This window comes from Streptomyces sp. TOM-9, assembly GCF_056858595.1.
On the sequence record NZ_JBXEQB010000001.1, the window covers coordinates 1,257,406 to 1,274,993 of the forward strand.

Annotated in this window: 14 protein-coding genes; 8 read left to right on the top strand and 6 right to left on the bottom strand. The window is 70.2% G+C overall.

Features of this window, described 5'->3' with window-relative positions; genetic code table 11:
• Window positions 1-176 precede the first annotated feature (176 nt).
• Window positions 177-1,658: a CoA-acylating methylmalonate-semialdehyde dehydrogenase gene (locus AC1VWI_RS05935; RefSeq protein ID WP_499509865.1), complete on the top strand. Its 1,482-nt coding sequence runs from the start codon at window positions 177-179 to the stop codon at window positions 1,656-1,658.
• 171 nt (window positions 1,659-1,829) lie between these two features.
• Here the strand turns inward: AC1VWI_RS05935 and AC1VWI_RS05940 are convergent, their stop codons facing one another.
• On the bottom strand, window positions 1,830-2,588 hold the full coding sequence (locus AC1VWI_RS05940) for a PIG-L family deacetylase (RefSeq protein WP_499509866.1): 759 nt from the start codon (window positions 2,586-2,588) through the stop codon (window positions 1,830-1,832).
• A 78-nt stretch (window positions 2,589-2,666) separates the two neighbouring features.
• Window positions 2,667-2,891 (bottom strand): hypothetical protein, encoded by a 225-nt coding sequence (locus tag AC1VWI_RS05945; protein WP_499509867.1) that lies wholly within the window; start codon window positions 2,889-2,891, stop codon window positions 2,667-2,669.
• A 37-nt stretch (window positions 2,892-2,928) separates the two neighbouring features.
• Here AC1VWI_RS05945 and AC1VWI_RS05950 point away from each other — a divergent pair, with 37 nt between their 5' ends.
• Entirely contained in the window at window positions 2,929-3,456 is a 528-nt protein-coding gene (locus AC1VWI_RS05950; RefSeq protein WP_499509868.1) for a DUF6584 family protein, read from the top strand.
• Between the two features lie 224 nt (window positions 3,457-3,680).
• Window positions 3,681-4,070 (top strand): hypothetical protein, encoded by a 390-nt coding sequence (locus tag AC1VWI_RS05955; protein ID WP_499509869.1) that lies wholly within the window; start codon window positions 3,681-3,683, stop codon window positions 4,068-4,070.
• Between the two features lie 75 nt (window positions 4,071-4,145).
• Here AC1VWI_RS05955 and AC1VWI_RS05960 read toward each other — a convergent pair whose 3' ends face one another.
• From AC1VWI_RS05960 to AC1VWI_RS05970, 3 genes are all read right to left on the bottom strand, one after another.
• On the bottom strand, window positions 4,146-4,709 hold the full coding sequence (locus tag AC1VWI_RS05960; protein ID WP_499509870.1) for a hypothetical protein: 564 nt from the start codon (window positions 4,707-4,709) through the stop codon (window positions 4,146-4,148).
• A gap of 80 nt (window positions 4,710-4,789) precedes the next feature.
• Entirely contained in the window at window positions 4,790-8,449 is a 3,660-nt protein-coding gene (locus tag AC1VWI_RS05965; RefSeq protein ID WP_499509871.1) for a S8 family peptidase, read from the bottom strand.
• Window positions 8,450-8,906: 457 nt separating this feature from the next.
• Window positions 8,907-11,837 carry a helix-turn-helix transcriptional regulator gene (locus tag AC1VWI_RS05970; protein ID WP_499509872.1) on the bottom strand — a complete coding sequence of 977 codons (2,931 nt, stop codon included), beginning with the start codon at window positions 11,835-11,837 and terminating at the stop codon, window positions 8,907-8,909.
• A gap of 414 nt (window positions 11,838-12,251) precedes the next feature.
• Between AC1VWI_RS05970 and AC1VWI_RS05975 the strand changes: the two genes are divergently transcribed.
• A complete protein-coding gene (locus AC1VWI_RS05975) occupies window positions 12,252-12,626 on the top strand; it encodes a YidB family protein (protein WP_499509873.1) in 375 nt (124 codons plus the stop codon).
• Window positions 12,627-12,786: 160 nt separating this feature from the next.
• Window positions 12,787-13,452 carry a nitroreductase gene (locus AC1VWI_RS05980; protein ID WP_499509874.1) on the top strand — a complete coding sequence of 222 codons (666 nt, stop codon included), beginning with the start codon at window positions 12,787-12,789 and terminating at the stop codon, window positions 13,450-13,452.
• 401 nt (window positions 13,453-13,853) lie between these two features.
• On the opposite strand, the gene AC1VWI_RS05985 is transcribed toward AC1VWI_RS05980, so the two are convergent.
• Entirely contained in the window at window positions 13,854-14,141 is a 288-nt protein-coding gene (locus tag AC1VWI_RS05985; protein WP_499509875.1) for a hypothetical protein, read from the bottom strand.
• Window positions 14,142-14,557: 416 nt separating this feature from the next.
• Between AC1VWI_RS05985 and AC1VWI_RS05990 the strand changes: the two genes are divergently transcribed.
• The 3 genes from AC1VWI_RS05990 to AC1VWI_RS06000 all read left to right on the top strand — a co-directional run bounded on the left by AC1VWI_RS05990 (window position 14,558) and on the right by AC1VWI_RS06000 (window position 17,337).
• The gene (locus AC1VWI_RS05990; protein ID WP_499509876.1) at window positions 14,558-15,139 is read left to right on the top strand and encodes a hypothetical protein; all 582 of its coding nucleotides are present in this window, start codon (window positions 14,558-14,560) and stop codon (window positions 15,137-15,139) included.
• A 354-nt stretch (window positions 15,140-15,493) separates the two neighbouring features.
• A complete protein-coding gene (locus AC1VWI_RS05995; RefSeq protein WP_499509877.1) occupies window positions 15,494-16,237 on the top strand; it encodes a hypothetical protein in 744 nt (247 codons plus the stop codon).
• A 371-nt stretch (window positions 16,238-16,608) separates the two neighbouring features.
• Window positions 16,609-17,337 (top strand): hypothetical protein, encoded by a 729-nt coding sequence (locus tag AC1VWI_RS06000; protein ID WP_499509878.1) that lies wholly within the window; start codon window positions 16,609-16,611, stop codon window positions 17,335-17,337.
• Window positions 17,338-17,588 lie beyond the last annotated feature (251 nt).

The window sequence follows — 17,588 nt, forward strand, 5'->3', positions numbered from 1 at the left end:
GCGCCTGTTCGGGCGGATCGGAACCGTAACTTCGATATCAGCAGTCGCGCGCTCCCGGGCTGGGGGCGTGTGTGTCCGCGGACAGGACCGCGGACCTCCGGCTGCCGTCAGGGTCCGTGAGGTGGACGACAGGAACCTCACGGCCCGCCGCCGTCACCTTTGGAGGAGTTCCGCCGATGAAGACCGTCACCCACTGGATCGGTGGCAAGCCCTACGGGGACGCCGCAGGCGCCTCCGGCACCTGGGGACCCGTGACCGACCCCGCGACCGGAGCGGTCACCACCCGGGTCGCGATGGCCGGCGCCGACGAGGTCGGCGCCGCGGTCACGGCGGCGAAGGAGGCCTACGCCACCTGGCGCACGTCCCCGCTCGCGCAGCGGATCGCGATCCTCTTCCGCTACCGCGAACTGCTGGACGCGCGCCGCGACGACCTGGCCGCGCTGATCACCGCCGAGCAGGGCAAGGTCCACGCGGACGCGCTGGGCGAGGTGGCACGGGGCCTGGAGATCGTCGAGCTGGCCTGCGGGCTGGGCACGGCGCTCAAGGGCGACACGTCCACCGAGGTGTCGAGCGACGTCGACGTGGCGTCGATACGGCAGCCGCTCGGCGTGGTCGCGGGCATCTCGCCGTTCAACTTCCCCGCGATGATCGGCATGTGGATGTTCCCCATGGCGATCGCCTGCGGGAACACCTTCGTCCACAAGCCCAGCAGCAAGGCCCCGTCCGCGTCCATGCTCCTCGCGGAGCTCGCGGCCGAGGCGGGCGTGCCCGACGGGGTGCTCAACATCGTGCACGGCGACGAGGTCGCGGTGAACGCGCTGCTCGACCACCCGGACGTCGCGGCCGTGTCGTTCGTGGGCTCCACGCCCGTCGCCCGTCACGTCTACCGCAGGGCATCCGCGAGCGGCAAGCGCGTCCAGGCCCTCGGCGGCGCGAAGAACCACATGCTGGTCCTGCCCGACGCCGACCTCGACGCGGCCGCCGACGCCGCCGTGAACGCCGCCTACGGCTCCGCGGGCCAGCGCTGCATGGCGGTCTCCGTGGTGGTCGCGGTCGGCTCGGCGGGCGACGCGCTGGTGTCGCGGATCGCCGAGCGGGCCACGCAGGTCAAGATCGGCCCGGGCGACGACCCGACGTCCGAGATGGGCCCGCTCGTCACCAAGGCACACCGCGACGAGGTCGCGGCGTACGTCGCGGGCGCGGCCGCCCAGGGCGCCGATGTGGTGCTCGACGGCAGGGACTTCACCGTCGAGGGCCGCGAGAACGGCCACTGGATGGGCATCTCGCTCCTCGACAACGTCAGCACCGACTCGGACGTCTACCGGAACGAGATCTTCGGCCCCGTCCTGTGCGTGCTCCGCGCGGAGACCTACGCCGAGGCCATGCGCATCATCAACGGCTCCCCGTTCGGCAACGCCGGCTCGGTCTTCACCCGCGACGGCGGCGCGGCCCGCCGGTTCCAACTGGAGGTCGAGACCGGCATGGTCGGCGTGAACGTCCCGATGCCGGTCCCGGTGGGTTACCACTCCTTCGGCGGCTGGAAGGACTCGGCCTTCGGCGACCACCGCATGTACGGCAGCGAAGCCGTTCACTTCTACACGCGCGGCAAGGTCATCACGAGCCGCTGGCCGGACCCGTCCGAGCTGACGGCCGGCTGACGACCTGAGCCTCCCCTCGTCCCGCTGACCGCCCCCCCCATACGCGGCCGCACCGGCTCCCCTTCCGTGCCGGTGCGGCCGCCGGCCCTTCCCCGCGGTGACCCGTCCGCCTGGGCGTGGGAGACCGGGCCCCTGGGACAGCTTTGACGAGCCGGGTCCCGGACGACCTGGTCAGGTGGTCAGTTCCGTCTGGGCCGCCGTTGCTGTGAAGGGGGCGTGGCGGATGTACCACTCGGTGGCGAGCAGTCGCTCCCGGGCATGTGGTGGAAGGCCTGCGATCACCCCCGGCAGGGCTCCGCGTTCGACCTCGGAGCGGTGCGCCAGCACCGCCGCGACCTTCTGCCTCATCCAGGGACGGACATCGACGGTCGCGGTGACCTGTTCGTCCGGGACGCTGTACACCGCCTTGCGCGCACCGATCAGATCGTGCAGCGCCGGCACGGCCGAGCGCGGGTGGGTGGCCAGGTACAGGGAACGCGGCTGCCAGGGGGCACCGGCATCCGGGTAGAGCTGTTCGAGCGCGGCCGCTTGTGCGGCGAGCACGGTCACCCGATGGGTGTGCACGTGATCCGGGTGACCGGGAAGGCCGCCGTAGGCGTCATGGGTGACCATGACGTCGGGGCGGAACTCCCTGATGTGCGCCACCAGTCGGTGCACCACCTCGTCGAGCGGCGCGTCGCAGAACCTCGGGCGGCCCGGGGCCGACCGTGGCACCCGCGCATCGGCGTAGCCGAGCATCCGCGGCTCACCGGCGCCGAGGATCCGCACCGCCTCGCCCAGTTCCGCAGCCCGCGAGCTGTCCGCGGCCCAGGTCGCCGTGACGACCGCGGTCCGGGCACCCGCGGCCGCGTGACGGGCCAGCACTCCGCCCGCCGACAACGACTCGTCGTCCGGGTGGGCGAAGACCCCGAGCAGGCTCGGCACGGACATGGACGGACCGCCTTCCCCTGCGCTGCGACTCCCGACGTCGCTTACGAGGGGACCACTTCACCACACCGCTCGGACCCGTCAGAGGAGGACGTCGAGGACGAAGAGCTCCGCCAGGTGGAAGACGGCAGCGCCCACTGGCGCGAGCGCGGCGCAGGCCCAGTAGCGGCGCACCCCGGCGCGCGCCAGGTAGACGGTCAGGAGGACGGTGAGCAGCGCGCCGACGGCCAGGAAGACGGCCGGTCCCGTCCCGGTGAGGTTCGGCCGATGCCGTTGAGTGCGAGCGGGTGCTGAGCCACAAACCAAGTCGACGTAGGTCAGTGCGGTACCCGATCATGCGTTCATGCCTCTGGGAGAGACCCTTGCCCGCATCGATGCAGACCTGGCCGCCGGCCGGGTCCCCGTCGCGCGTCAGCGCCTGCGCGGTCTCATCTCGTCCTTCCCGCACGACCTGCCGCTCCGCCGCCGTCTGGCCGAGGTGTACCGGCTCTACGGCGACGCCGCCGAGGCTGGGCGCTGGATGTACCTTGAAGATGACCGGGACGCCGACGAGACCGCCGCCTTCGAAGCGCGGTACGGGTCTCCCGGACGGCGGATGAAGGCCCTCGCCTGGCACGGTCCCGAAGCGATGGCCGCCACCGCCTTCGCGGAGGGGCAACTGGTCGCGGTGCGGACCGCCTGCACCGAGGAAGTGGGGCACCCCGTCAACTGGGACGACCCCGCCTCCTACCGGGACAGCCTGGATGAGCAGCACGAGGCGCCCTCCGAGCCGTGGACGGTCGGCGGTGTGCTGGCGGGCGCCGGCTGCCTGGTGGCGGTCCTTGTGTTCCTCGCGATCTGGGTGAATGGACTCGTTGCCCTCTTCGGCTGACTCAGGTCACCTGGATCGGTGAGGAGCGCCGCTCATGGTTCGGGCTCCTGAATTCCGTACCGGCCCTCGGTGTCCCACAGGGAGCGGCGAAGGTCCTCGAAGCGTGCCATGGCCGGAATCGTAGGGGGCTCTGGTCCTGATGTGGCGCTTCGTCGCATGGCCCGGGACGGGCGGCCCGGTCGCCGGTGGGAACACACGCGCGGAGCACCCAGTAAAGTCCTGGCATGCTGCTTTTCCACTTCACGCGGCCGGAGCTGTGGCCGCTGATCCTGGCAGACGCAGAGATCAAAGCGACCTGGCCGACGGCTCAGGAGGACGGGCAGGAGCTGGCGGGGACCGTGCACCTCACGTCCGATCCCAGCCCTGCCTCGCTCCCCGGGCCCTTCCGGGACTGCACGGTGCGGTTCACCGTGGAAGTGCCGGCCCCGGAGGCGCAACGGTGGCACGCGTGGGCGGGCACCAGGCTGCCGGCCCAGACCGTCCACGTGCTGACGGCGACGCACTTCGGCGAGCGCCCCGACGAGTGGTTCGTCGTGGAGCGGGCCATCCCGTCGGCGGAGTGGGTCGCGGTCGTTGATCTGCAGGTGCAGAAACCCCTGTGGCCCCAGCCGTAGACGTCCACAGCCCGAACAGGGCGGGGCGAGACTCGGTCCCGCCCCGCCCTGTTCAGGTGTTCCTGGCCGTGCCCGTCAGCGCAGCGTGTACGCGGTGGGGATGGTCTGCCTGACGGTGTTGCCCTTGCTGTCGGTCGCGCTGATCCGCAGTCCGACGCCCTTGGCGGCCTGGTCGCGCCGAGGGTTCTTGATCGTCATGGTGAAGGTGTTCTTCCCGGTGGCCCGGGTGGTCGCCGGGTGCCAGGTCTTGCCCCCGTCGAAGGTGGTCTCCGCCTTCAGGGACGTCACCTTGGGCAGGGCGGTGAGGCTTTCCTGGTAGTAGCCGACGACGGTGACCTCGTGGTTCTCCCCGGCCTTGACGGTGTTGTCCAGGGCCAGGTCGAAGTCGTAGCGCAGGAAGATCAGCGGCTCCGGGCGGCAGGCCGCCTGGTTGCTGCCGACCACCTCGCCGATGCACGGGCTGAGCTTCGGTGCGTCGTCCTTGGTCGCCTTGGCGGAGGTGTACTGCCACACCGTCTTGACGTCGTTGGTCTCCGCCTCGAACGTGTACCGGGCCGACTTCGCCGGAAGGTCGTAGGAGACGAGGTCACCGCCCTTGCAGCCGGAGAGCGCCAGCATCGCCGCGGCTGCGAGCACCATGAGGGCCGCCCCTCTGCGACGCCGTGCCGATGGCACAGGGGTGTTCATCGTGTCGGTCTCCTTAGCGGTGTCGAGTGCCATCACAGGGTCGCCGAGGTCTCGTCCGGGAGGTGCTGCGTGTGACGCTCGACCTCGTCACCGGACGCGTTCAGCAGCTTGAAGTCGCAGGTGGAGTCGAGGTTCGGAATGGTGGGCGAGGGAACCGTCCCGCAGGAGGGGATCTCGAGGAACTCGTGCTGGAGCAGCTCGTCGCCGACGATGCCGATCAGGGCCTGGCGGCCGCCGCCGCTGCCCGTCAGGTAGACGGTGGGGTAGAAGGTGTCGCCCTGCCGGCAGCCCGAGCACGGTCCGGCCTCGACCGAGAAGCCGGACTTGGTCCGCACCTGCGGCACGGCTCCCGGTACGGCGGGCCCCGCGTTCCAGTGGATCTCGTCCCTGCCGGTGAGGACCATGTCGTTCATCTCGGTGCGGTTGTGCGCCAGGAAGGAGTCCGCTCCGACCTCGGCCCATGAAGCGGTGAACCGGCTGATGGCGTTGTCCTCCCGCTTGACGAAGGTGGTCATGGTCTGCCGCGTGGACGGGTGCGGCAGGGACACCTGCGACGTGACGGGGGTCGCCTGGAGGGACTGCTTCCAGCTCAGCTGGTGCACCTCACCGGGCCGTGACGCGTGGAAGGAGAGGTCGACCCGGTCCAGATCGTCCTTTCCGACCTCGTAGGCGTTCGGCCGGATCTGTCCCTCGTCGTGGTACCTGGCGGCGTACGCCCTCGGCACGACGCTGCCGCCGAGGCTGATCTCGACGTGCTTCCGGTCGGCCTTGATCCGCTTGATCAGGCCTTCGGCCTCGGCGTAGGGCACGCTCACGATGGGCAGTGCGGCGTACGGCCGGATCGCCGGGCAGCTCTGCGGCCCGTCCACGCACTGGTCCAACTCCGAGGGACGGCCCAGCGAAGTGAGGCCCGGTGCCGCGACCAGCACGCCGACGGCGCCGGCTGCGGCGGCGGCCGCCACCCGCTCGTCCCGGAGCTTCGCGTAGTCGCAGGTGCCCTGACAGATGTCGGTCGGGGTCAGCAGTACGAGCTTGCCCCGGGCGTCGACGTCCGCGAGTTCGGCGGCGGTCCCGGTGCCGGCGTGGACCACCGGCAGGTGTCCCTTGACCGGCAGGCGGGGAACCTGGATCGCGGCTTCGCGGGTGGTCGGGTCCCCGTTGTCGCGCAGCCACGCCTGCGTCTCGGTCAGCCCGCCGTCCGGGGTCACGTAGCGGGCGGACAGGCTGGAGGGGGCACCGCCGCCGGTGGCGCGCAGGGTGACGACGGGAGTCGTCCGCGAGTTGTAGAAGTCGTGGGTGAAGGTACCCTCGCTCACCTTGCCGGTGGGCAGCACCCACCAGTTCGGCTCGACGGCCTTGTAGTCGTACGTGAGCGCCGTGCCCGTCGTCCATGCCCCGGTCGCGGAGACCCGGTTGACGATGTCGGTCGCGTTGTAGGTCTCGGTGGACTCCGGGTACTGCACGCTCAGCGGCTTGGCCTTGCGCAGGTCCAGCGTGACCGTGCTCGCCTTGGTGAGGCTCACCTCCGGTGCGATCGGCTGGGCCTGCTGCCACTCGCCGGTCGCGTCCCGCCAGGTGACCGGCATCTGCACCGCGTAGGTGCCGCGGAAGAGCTGCTCGGTCACGGTGTCCGCGCCGGCTTCGAAGACCTGGCCCGCGTGCAGGTGGACCTGGTCGTCGACCGGCATGAAGGTGGCGGTGCCGTAACGGACGTCGGTGGCACCCGCCGGGGGCACGACGTTCAGGGTCAGCGGGAACTTCTGGGCTTCGACGAAGGTGTGGATGCCCGAGCTCAGCCGTATCGCACCGGAGTCGTCACGGGCGCTCAGCACTCCGTTGTAGCCGCCGTGGGCCCCGGCGGTGCCCAGCACGCTGCCGTCGAGCGTCACCGACACCTCGGCGGACCCGCCTGCGGGGACGACCACCGTGTCCGAGCTGAGGGTGAACAGGCCTGCCGCGGCCGGCTTGCCGTCGGCGAAGGAGACCGGCATCGTCAGATGCAACGTGGTCGCCTCGTCCCCGCGGTTGGTGTACGTGATCTTCTTCGTCACCGCCGACTGCGGGTAGGCCAGGCGGCCGAAGTTCAGGTTCCCCTTCGGGACGATCTGCGGGTTGGTCGCGGTCGCCAGGTCCACCAGGCCCCTGCCCTGGGCGTACATGTCGTGCCCCAGGTCGCTTGCGGTGTCCATCAGCAGCGCCTTGATCTGCTGACCGGTCAGCTCGGGGTGCTGCTGGGCGACGATGGCCGCGGCGCCGGCCACGTGCGGGGTGGCCATCGAGGTCCCGTCGGCCGATGTGTAGTACTCGTCCACCACGGTGCCCATGGCCGTGCCGGCGGCGCGTGCCGCGACGATGCCGACGCCCGGAGCCGCGATGTCCGGCTTGGCGGCGCCGTCCCCGATCCGCGGTCCGCGGTTGGAGAAGGTGGCCATGTCGCCGCTCTTGTCGACGGCCGCCACGGTCAGGGCGTCGTCGGCGGAGCCCGGGGCGACGACCTTCTGGGCGACGAAGCCGGAGTTCCCGGCCGCGACCACGAACAGGGTCCCGGTGGCGCGGCTGAGTTCGTTGAGCGCCTGGCTCATCGGGTCCGTGCCGTCGGTGGGTTCACCGCCGAGGCTCATGTTGACGACCTTGGCCCCCGAGTGGGCGGCCCAGTCCATGGCCGCGATGATGCCGTCGTCGGGGCACTGCCCGTTGTCGTCGCAGACCTTGCCGACCAGCAGCTTGGCGCCGGGGGCGACGCCCTTGCGCAGCCCCTTGGACGCGGCGCCGCTGCCGAGGACCGTGGACGCCACGTGGGTGCCGTGTCCGTGCCCGTCCTTGGTGCCCGTGGGACTGCCGGTGAAGTCGACCTGCCCGGCGATGCTTCCGGACACGTCCGGGTGGGTGGCGTCGATGCCGGTGTCCAGTACCGCCACGGTCACGCCGGTGCCGTCGTAGCCGCGCTCCCAGGCGACGGGCGCGCCGATCTGCGGTACGGACTGCTCGAGGTCGACATGCGACATGCCGTTGAGCCAGACCTTCTTGACCCCGGCCAGGGAACCGGCGGACCGGGCGGCGGACGTGGAGTCCGTCTTGCCCCGTACCCCCTGCCACCACCGTCCGCCGTCGGCGATCTTCATCGAGCGGCCGTTGATGCTCGGGAGCGCCCTGCCGCCCGACGCCCCGGCGACCTTCCGGGTCTTGTCGGCGCCGGCCGTTCCGGTGTAGGTGACGAGCACCGGCACCGCGTCGCCCTTGCCCGCCGCGACGAGCGTCACCAGCTGGGACAGGTCGAAGAGCCCCCAGTCGAGCAGTCCCTTGCCGACCAGCGCGAGGGCGTCGTCCGGCACGACGTACACCTTGCCCTGGCGGGTGATCGTGTGGAACACGACCGGGGGTCCATCGGGCCGATCCGCGCTGTCGACGTCGCGGACGACCGGCTTGCCGTCGTCGTCGACGCCGACGTGCACCCTGTCGCCGGTGATCAGCGTCACCGGGACGGACCCGCCGGACGCGGAGACGATCCGCGCCAGGTCGTCGTCGGCGATCATCGTCGGGCTGTTCGTCTGTACGACCCCGGGAAGCGGCGGCTTCCGGGTCGGCTCGGCAGCCTGGGTCGCCGTGGTCGACACGACCATGCCGAAGACGGTCAGACCGACGGTCACCGCGCCCAGGCGTCTGCCGAGACGCTTCCTTGAGCTTCGCCTCATCTATGAGTCTCCTGTGAGATGAATGACGGGGGATATCGGGGGAGGTCCGGCGTGGGGACCTGCAGGGCGTCGGCGATCGGGCTCCCGGTGCGCGAGGACTCCGCGCCCCACCAGGTGGACTGGCTCGGGCGACGCCTCGCGCCACGGGCGATCACGGTCCGCCCCTGGGCCTCCGCGCTAGAGCGGTTCGTACTCGCCGGCAACGGCGGCATCACCCGCGTCCTCGGTGGTCGGGGCGTCTGCCGGGTCGGCCTGCGGTCCTGCCGGTACCGGTCCGTCCTTCGCACGGCGTGCCGAAACGGCCGGGTCATCTGCCGGTTCGGGTGTCAGCGGTTCTGCGGGCAACATGGGGACGAGTGTGCAACCGGGCCCGACGCCGCCTCGATTGGTCAGATGCGGGATTTAACTCGTCGTTCGCCCGTGGGTCCTTTTTTCGTCCCGGGCGACGACGGTGAATTCACTCGTCGCCCGGCGGTGTCTGCCCCTGCTCGCCCACGAGTCCCAACTCCACGACCCTGAGGGCGAGTCCGGTCCGCGACGTCACCTGCAGTTTGCGCATGGCCGACTTCACCTGGCTGGCCACGGTCTGCGTCGACACCACCAGCACGTCGGCGATCTGCCGGTTCGTCCGGCCGTCGAGCAGCAGGCGGGCGACTTCCAGCTCGCGCGGGGAGAGGTGGTTGCCGTAGCTGGGCCGTCCCCGGCCGCGGGTCTCGCGGGTGTCCCCACCCCGCTCGTTCAGGGTCCGTGCCACCCGGTCGGCGTCGTGGTGGGCGCCGAGCTCCGACAATGCCCGCCGGACGTCGGCCAGCACCGGCAGAGCGGCCTCGTCCCGGCCGTCGGCGAGCAGGCAGCGGGCGTGGCGCTCCCGTGCGAGCAGGGCGTCGTAGGGGCGCGGCAGCGCCTGCCAGGCGTCGGCCGCCCGGGCGAACAGCGAGGCGGCGTCGGCGAGCCGGCCCTCGGCTTCGGCCAGGATGGCGCGGCACAGCACCACGGAGGCCCGCGGCGCCGGGGCGTCCCTGTCTCCCAGGGCCCCCTCGAAGGTGTCGGCCAGGTCGGCGGCGCGGCCGAGCTGACCGGCGGCGACCAGGGCCGCGACCCGTGCCGGGGCGAACTCGACGGCCCGGGACCAGATGCCGCCGCTGACGGCGATCTCGGCCGGCTGGTCGGTGAGGCGGAGCGCCTCCTCGACCTCGCCGTCGCGCAGGCACAGCTGTGCCAGCGCGGCCGCGGCCTCGATGCGTTGCTGGTCGTCGCGTCCGGCGAAGCGCAGACGTGCCTCCGCTGCCTCCCGGTCCCCGGCGGCGGCCTCGATCAGGCCCGCCACGAGCGCGGCCTCGCAGCGGTCCTTCAGCCGTACGCCGCCGTCGTCGTCGACCAGCCGCGCCGTCCGCTCGGCGAGTCCCGGCCAGGCGCCGGTGAACCAGTCGAGGTGGGCCCGGGAGGAGGCGATGCTGTCGAGGTAGTCCAGGAGCTGGTGGCGTTCGGCGAGCGCCTGGGCCGTGGCCAGCCGTGCCCTGGCCTCGTCGTACCGGCCCCACCGCGTCGCCTCCTCGCCGACGTTCGTGTGGCCTATCGCGACGATGGCCGCCGCCCGGGGATCGGAGACGTCGTCCGGGATCTGCCGGGCCGCGTCCCAGCCGGCCTCCTCACCGAGCATGAGCAGCGCGAAGGCGCGTTCCACGAACAGGCGCAGCCGGTCGTGCGAGGCCATCGCCTGGGCCAGCGGCGGTGCTTCCTGCAGCCACCGCAGGTGCTCCGCGACCGGGCGTGCGTTCCCCAGGGGCAGGGCGAGCAGGATGCGGGCGCGCGGCGCCTCCGGCGAGTCCGGTGCGAGATGGGGCACCGCTCGCAGGATCTCGAGGCGGCCCGCCTCGATCTCTCCCGCCACCATGAGGACCCGGCCGACCTGGAAGCGGACCAGGGCCTGCTGTCCCGGCGTCAGGACCTGGCTGCCGAGGGCCGCTCGCAGTGCGTCGATGGTCTTCGAGTACGGGTCGGAGCCGGACAGCGCCTGGAACTGGATCTTCGTCACCAGCCGTACCAGCGGTTCCGCCGGGAGGGCCACGGTGGTCACCAGGCTGTGCAGCAGCAGCGCCGAGGTCGCCACGTCTCCGGACTGGACGCAGAGGTCGGCCGCCTGCTCGGTGTACCGGCACGCGGCGTCGACCTCGCCGGCCAGCCGGAAGTGCCGGGCCAACTGCGCCACCGGCGGCAGCGGCCATCGCTCAAGTGCCCGGCCCGCGCGCAGATGCATGGCGCGCCGCTCCTCGGCCGGGATGGCGTCGTACACGGCGTGACACGCCAGCGAGTGGCGGAACGACCACTGCCCGGGCCTGTCCTCACGCAGCAGGCCGCAGCCGAGCGCTTCGGCCGCTTGCGCGGCGAACCGGTCCTCGGACAGGCCGGTCACGGCCCTCAGGGTCGCGTGGTCGGCCGGGCCGGACAGCACCGACACCGCGTACAGGACGGTCCGGTCAGCGGGCCGGAGCCGCTGGACGCGTTCGAGCATGGCGTCGCGGATCGTGGGCGGCACGTCGATGCGGTCCAGCCTGCGCCGTGCCCACCCGCCGTCCTGGCTGATCAGGTCGGCCCGGTCGTGCATCAGCCGCACCGACTCCTCCACCGCCAGCGGCACACCCTCCGTGCGTGCGTGCAGGAAGGTCGCGAACTCGGTCGAGACGTGGCCGTCGGCCAGCATCGACGAGACGAACGACGCGGTCTCGGGGATGTCCAGCGGCTGCAGTGTCAGCCTGACCAGGTGCGCGTCGGCGGGCGGCCGGGAGGACAGCCGCAACAGCAGCGAGTCGGCGGGCACTTCCTCCCGCCGGTAGGTCAGCACCACGCTCAGCGTCTGCGGCCGGCGGGAGACCAGGAACAGCAGGAACTCCAGCGTCGCCTCGTCCGCCCAGTGCACGTCCTCGATCGCCAGCACCGCGACGTCGAGCCGTCCGAGGACCTCGACGAACGCGCGGAACAGCCGGTGCCGGGCGGCGCTCGCGTCCTCCAGTGGCTCCGGCGCCGGAGGCAGGTCGTCGGCCCACTCGGGGAACAGGGGCCGCAGCGCACCGCCCAGCCCGCTCAACCCCAGGGTGGCAACGTTGTCAACGCCGTCGCGCACCGCGTCCACGACCGCTCCGAGCGTGTACGGCACCCGCAGCTCCGGGCAGGCCCCGACGAGGACACGACGTCCCTGCTCGGCCTGCGACCCCAGGAATTCGCGCAACAGCCGGGTCTTGCCGATGCCCGCCTCACCGTCGAGCAGGACGACCGCGGGGACCGGCCCGAGCGCTCCGCCCAGGGCGGCGAGCTCCCGTTCCCGGCCCACGAACCGCGGCCCGGAGAGCGCCGGATGCCGACCGGCTTCGGTCTCGGTCCGTCCAGCCACCGTCCGCTCCCTTGATCGATCAGCGCCACGCCGGTGCTGACTTTATCCGGGAGAGATCATTTGGGTGGCGGTATCGGCTCGGACAGCTGAACGACGAGCGATCCCGCGGGCCGCTCGTACGGGGCCGCCATCGCCGTCGGGCATGTTCCCGGCGCCGACGCGGCGCCTGCCGGTCGCCGGGCCGGGCCCGGCACCACGCCGACCCGCGCCGGGGGGCCTCCTCGCGTCACCCGAATGGGCTAATCGCACGGCGCCCGCGGACGTCTCGTGCTGGCCTGGAGGGGGGTGTACGAGCGAGGCGACACCACGTGCGACCTGCGGCAACAGTATGTCGGCCCCACCCCATCGCCGACCGGCGCAGCATCCGAAATCGCCGCGTGTCGCCCGCACAGACCACAACCACGGGAGTAACCCATGGCTGACCCCACGAAGAGCAGCGGCGGCGGCATGATGGACGAGCTGCAGGCACTGCTCGAGGGTGCGACGAAGCTCCTGAGCGACAGCGGCCTGAAGGGCGTCGTCGACTCATGGCTCGGCAACGGTCCCAACGAACCGGTCACGACGAGGCAGATCGAGGACGCGTTCGGCGCCGACAAGGTGGCCGAGGCCAGCAAGCAGGCCGGCGTGAAGCCCGACGCCCTCGCCGCCGAACTGCCCGAGGTCATCGACAAGGCATCTCCCGACGGCAAGATCGACATACGCAGTAGCAGCATCGAGCCGTCCTCCATCGACGCCCGCAAGGAATCGGTCATCGACGTGCTGGGCCACACGATCGAACGCCGCGGGTGACCAGCGGCGACGACAGTCGCAGGGCCGGCGCTCACCCGTAGCGCCGGCCCTGTCCGTTCCGGATCACGGACCCGGAGCAGCCCTTTTCGCACCCGCGGCAACTCGTACGCGTTGAAGGCGGTAGAGAGGTGGTCGTCGTGGAGTGAGGGGGCGGGAAGACGTGGACGTGTACGAAGCCGTGGACAGTCGCCGGGCGGTACGGGCGTTCAGCGATGCGCCGGTGTCCAAGGAGACGCTGGAGAGAGTGCTGGCCGCGGCGACGCGGGCTCCGTCGAGTGGCAACCTCCAGCCCTGGCATGTGTACGTCGTGACCGGCGAACCCTTGGCCGAACTGAAGCGGCACGCGACGGCCAGGGCGCTGGCGGGAGACCCGGGTGACGATCGGGAGTACCCCATGTACCCGGCCGAACTGACCTCGCCGTATCTGGACCGCTTCTCCGCCGCGGCCGCCCAGCGGTACGAAGCACTGGGGATCGAGCGCGACGACCCCGACAGGCCCAGGAAGATCGCGGCCCTGAACTCGGAGGCGTTCGGGGCACCGGTCGTCCTGTTCTGCTACCTCGACCGGACGATGGGGCTCGGACAGTGGGCCGACGCGGGGATGTACCTGCAGACGGTCATGCTGTTGCTGAGGGCGGAAGGCCTGCACAGTTGCCCCCAGGTGATGTGGACCCTGTACCGCAAGACCGTCAGCCAGGCCGTCGGGGCAGGCGACGGCCTCGTGCTGTTCTGCGGCGTCGCGGTGGGCTTCGAGAAGGAGGGCGTGCATCGACTGCGCACGGGCCGCGCGGACATCACGGAGACGGTGAGGTTCGTCGGGGCGTGACACGACCCTTCACCGGGCTCGCGTGCGGGACCGGCAACTGGGACGGCCTCGCCTGTGACGAAGCCGAGGCGACTGTCCACGAAGTCTCTTCGGGATCTTGGATGGCCTTGGGGGCGTGGTCGCAGGCATCTGGGACGATCACCGTCATGACGTTCGATCCTCAGCCGCCGGCCGGTGTCCACGTACGTCTTCTGGCTGGTCACGCCGCGTCCGGGCGGCCAGTGCATGAGGTGCTGCCGGGCCGCCCGGTGGAGTCCCAGATACGTGCCACGTTGGGCGGGGCACGACGGGGAACCACGGGGAACGTCGGCGATAGCGCCGCATGGCCGCAGTTGGACTGCCTACCCAGGTGAGGCACGGTCCGCAGCCTCAGTTTTCCAAACTGGCATCCGCTGGTGCCATTAGTCCCAGGAGTTGAACAGCACTCCGCCCAGCGTGGAGATCTCCCAGAAGCGGATCTCTCGCCACTCCATGTCCGTCAGAACGGCGGTGTCGACTTGGGCAAGGGGCGCGTTCAACTGTTCGGAACTCAGCACGGTGAAACCAGCTTCAGAAAAGGGTTGCGCCCACGCCGGAGGATCGCGGAACTCGTAGACGTGACGGAAGCAATGGTCGACCACATAGGCGACCAGCGGTACATACGCGTGGCACAAGGCATGGTGCAGGCCGTCACGGTCGGCGACCGACACGGTGTGGTAAGTCCGCGGATACACCTGGTCTGTCCAAGCGCCAACCCTTCCACCAGCTACGCGGGCGGACGCGTGCCAAGCAGCACGGAGCGCGCGCACATCCGTCCGAGGAAGCGGTCCGTGCTGAGCGTTGTAGAAGCCGGTGGCGCCTCGCTCGAGTGTGAACACCGCATGCCTCCGTTCCATGGCACACGAGCCTACGAAACCGACTCCGTCCGGGACACCGAAGCCCCTCCCGGGCCGTCTCGGGGCCGTGGGAGGGGACTCAACGATGACAGACGTTGACAACCGTCGACAGCTCAGCGCCTGGTCAGAGCGCTGATCGCCTATGTCGACTCAGGTCAGGACTCCCCACGGATCAGTTCCAGAAGAACTGACCTTCCTCGTCGTCGCCCGGATGTTCTACCGTTCCGATCATGACTGCGATCAGCCCTGAGAACCCGCTGAGATCAAAAGATGCCCGCGCACTGCTCTCCCTGCTCCATGCTGGGGTCGAGATCAAGCAGGGCATGAGCGACCGGGAACTCGATCGCGTCGAGGAGCGTTGGGAATTCCGTTTCGCTCCGGAACATCGAGCCCTGCTCGGCGAAGGGTTGCCGGTCGGCAGTCGGAGTTGGCCCGATTGGCGCGACGGGGACCCAGAGGATCTGGCGAGGCGCCTGGCCTGGCCGGTGGAAGGCGTGCTGTTCGACGTGGAGCGAAACGGTTTCTGGCACCCAGATTGGGATCCGCGGCCGGCGGGCGCGCAGGACGCGTTGGACTTGGCCCGTGCCTATATGGCCAAAGCTCCTGTGATGGTACCGATTCGCTCACACCGGTACCTATTGGGCGATCCAGAACGAACCGGTACGCCAGTCTTGTCGATGTACCAGACGGACATCATTTACTACGGCACCGATCTGGTCGACTACTTCCATCACGAGTTCGGCCGCCGCGCACCGACCGCCAATGACCACCGATACGCCCCGATCCCGTTCTGGTCTTACTTTCTCGATTGACAGCAGCGAAGTACAGCAATCACCGCGCCCGCGACCGACCGCCACGAACCTTGGACGATTGCCGACGTGCCCCGCTGACCACAGCGACCGTCGCGCCCATAGTTCGCATCGAGGGGAGCGTGCGTGCCACAGCCGTGCCAGGTGAGGCGGTGCCGAAGGGGGAGCCACGGGGAACAGCAGTGAAAGCGCCCCGTTGCCGCAGGTCAGCGTCCGCCCAGGTGAGGCATAGTCCGGAGCCTCAGTCTTCCAAACTGGTGACATGCCACACGCGCAGCAGCGGCCTATGGCCGGACCGCAGACCGAGGGACTGACCCGGAAGGGGATGGTGTCAGAAGTCTGGTCTAGATTTGGCCTGTGACCCACAATCGTTCCAATGCCGGGGCACCCCACGAGCCTGACTTGCCGCCCTACCAGGTTGTCCTGGCGGAAACCGACTGGGGTTCACTCCAGACGCCTTTCGGGTCCGGGGAGGACCTTCCTAAGGTTCTGACGCAACTTTTGGAGCCCGATCCCAAGGTCCAGGTCACGGCTTTGCAGGAGCTGCGTGAGCTGGTCGGCCACCAGAACACTATTTACGAAGCCACCGCCCCCGCCGCCATGTACGTCGCTGCCATCCTCACCCACCCGGCGGCCATGACGCGACGGCCCTATCGCGACATCCCCATCCGCGCGACGTTGTTGGGCTGGCTGGCTTCCACGCTTCACGACGCCTCCGACGAGATCGTCGCCCGCAACGAGGAGTACTGGCCAGGCTTCGCCCCGGACACCACCGTGGCGGCCTTCCGGGAGTTGCGTCCGATGCTCTACCGGGCCGTCACGCCCTTCCTGCAGGACAGCCACAAGAACGTGCGCGAAGCCGCCGTCATCGCCGCGCTCATCCTCGCCGAACACCCCGCGCTCGCCGAGCACCGTGATCACCTCGCCGGGCACGCGCGCCGCATCCTGGACACCAGCAGCTACGAGCCCAACCGGCGCGTCGCGTGGAAGGCCCTCAAAACATGGGGCCACCATCCGCCCGGCCCGGAGCCTCTTCCGGAGGAGCCCGAGGACCGTTGGCCGCACAGCGATGGCCGCGGTGATCTCGAACCTCCCTTCTGACCGATACGCGCACGGCACACCTGCAGACCATGGCAGCAGGTAAGAGACACACCAGCCCAAGGTCTCGCGTGCCACATCCGTGCCAGAACGAGCGGGGTCCCACGAGGAATAGAAGTGCGCCAGGGTGCGTGCTGCCGGACTCCACCCAGGGCATGGAACCCCAGGTCAGGACAAGGGCCGCCCCACCTCGCTCCATAAAGCGGGTGTCAGGGGCGCCGGCGCTATCCCAAGGGGGCGCCCCGTGCGCTCCGCCGTCAGAGCCTGGTGAGACCGGTCCGCGAGAGTGGAAGTGCACCGAGCAGCCCCAACCCGTTGACCCCGGTCTCGTGCATGGCACGATGCCTGATCACGGACGAGCACAAGGAGATCCCATGAACGATCAAGGCACCCCTGTTTCGGCAGGTGGGTTCAGGGTCGTCGCTGTTGATGCCGACTGGCCAGAGTCACGGCAGTTCATGGGTGGCGGCGACAGCCGAGTCACCGGAGATATTCATGTGTCCCTGTGGTTCGGCTCTGCGTCCTATGACCCCCAGGTCGAGCACGTCATGGTTTTCAGCGCCTCCTCCGGCAGTGCAAAGGCCAGCGAGGCCCTGGAGGACGCTTTGGAGGACTACTGCCACCCCGGTGAGGGACTTCCGGCCAGCCTGCCGGTCTCCGAACCCATCACCATCACCGCAGACGGGAAACCCGTGACGTTCGAACTCTGGCGGAACAGCAGCAACCCTTACTGGGTCGCCCGGGGCCGTGTCGAGTACACCGAAGTGGTCCTGTCCGGCTACGAGATAGAACCCAGCGAGTTGCGCCTGGCCCTCGTGAACGACCTGGCCGCGTACTCGGCCCCGACCGCGTTCCTCCCGGCCCGGGAAGCGATCTCCGTTGCCGTGGGAAGCGATCTCCGGGCGGCGGGGCCCAGCCGACATTTGCAGGTGGACGAGGCGGACGCCGCGCTGCGGGCCCTGCGCGACATCGCCGCCCGGGGTGCCGCTCTCGGGGGACCCAGCCGGGAATTGCACGGCGAGGAGGCGGACACGGTGATGCGCGCCCTGCGCCACCTCACCCAGGGTGCCGGCCGTGCGGGAGAATTGGGAGCAGAGAGCTGATCAACTCCCGCTGCCCTGGCCCACTCCTCGAAGGCCGTCGGGCTCTCGTGGCCTGCGCTCCGCTGACAGTGTCTTCCCTGCACGCCGCCATGTTCCTCGAAGGCGGTGGCCATGTCCCACAGTGGAGCCGGAGTGCTCACGGCTCTCTGTCGAATCCGTGTTGAAGTTCGGCAACGCCCAATGTGGGACAGGGCCCTGACGCAGGGCACGCCAGGGATGCGCAAGGATCATCCAAGCGCCTTCTAAGCGCT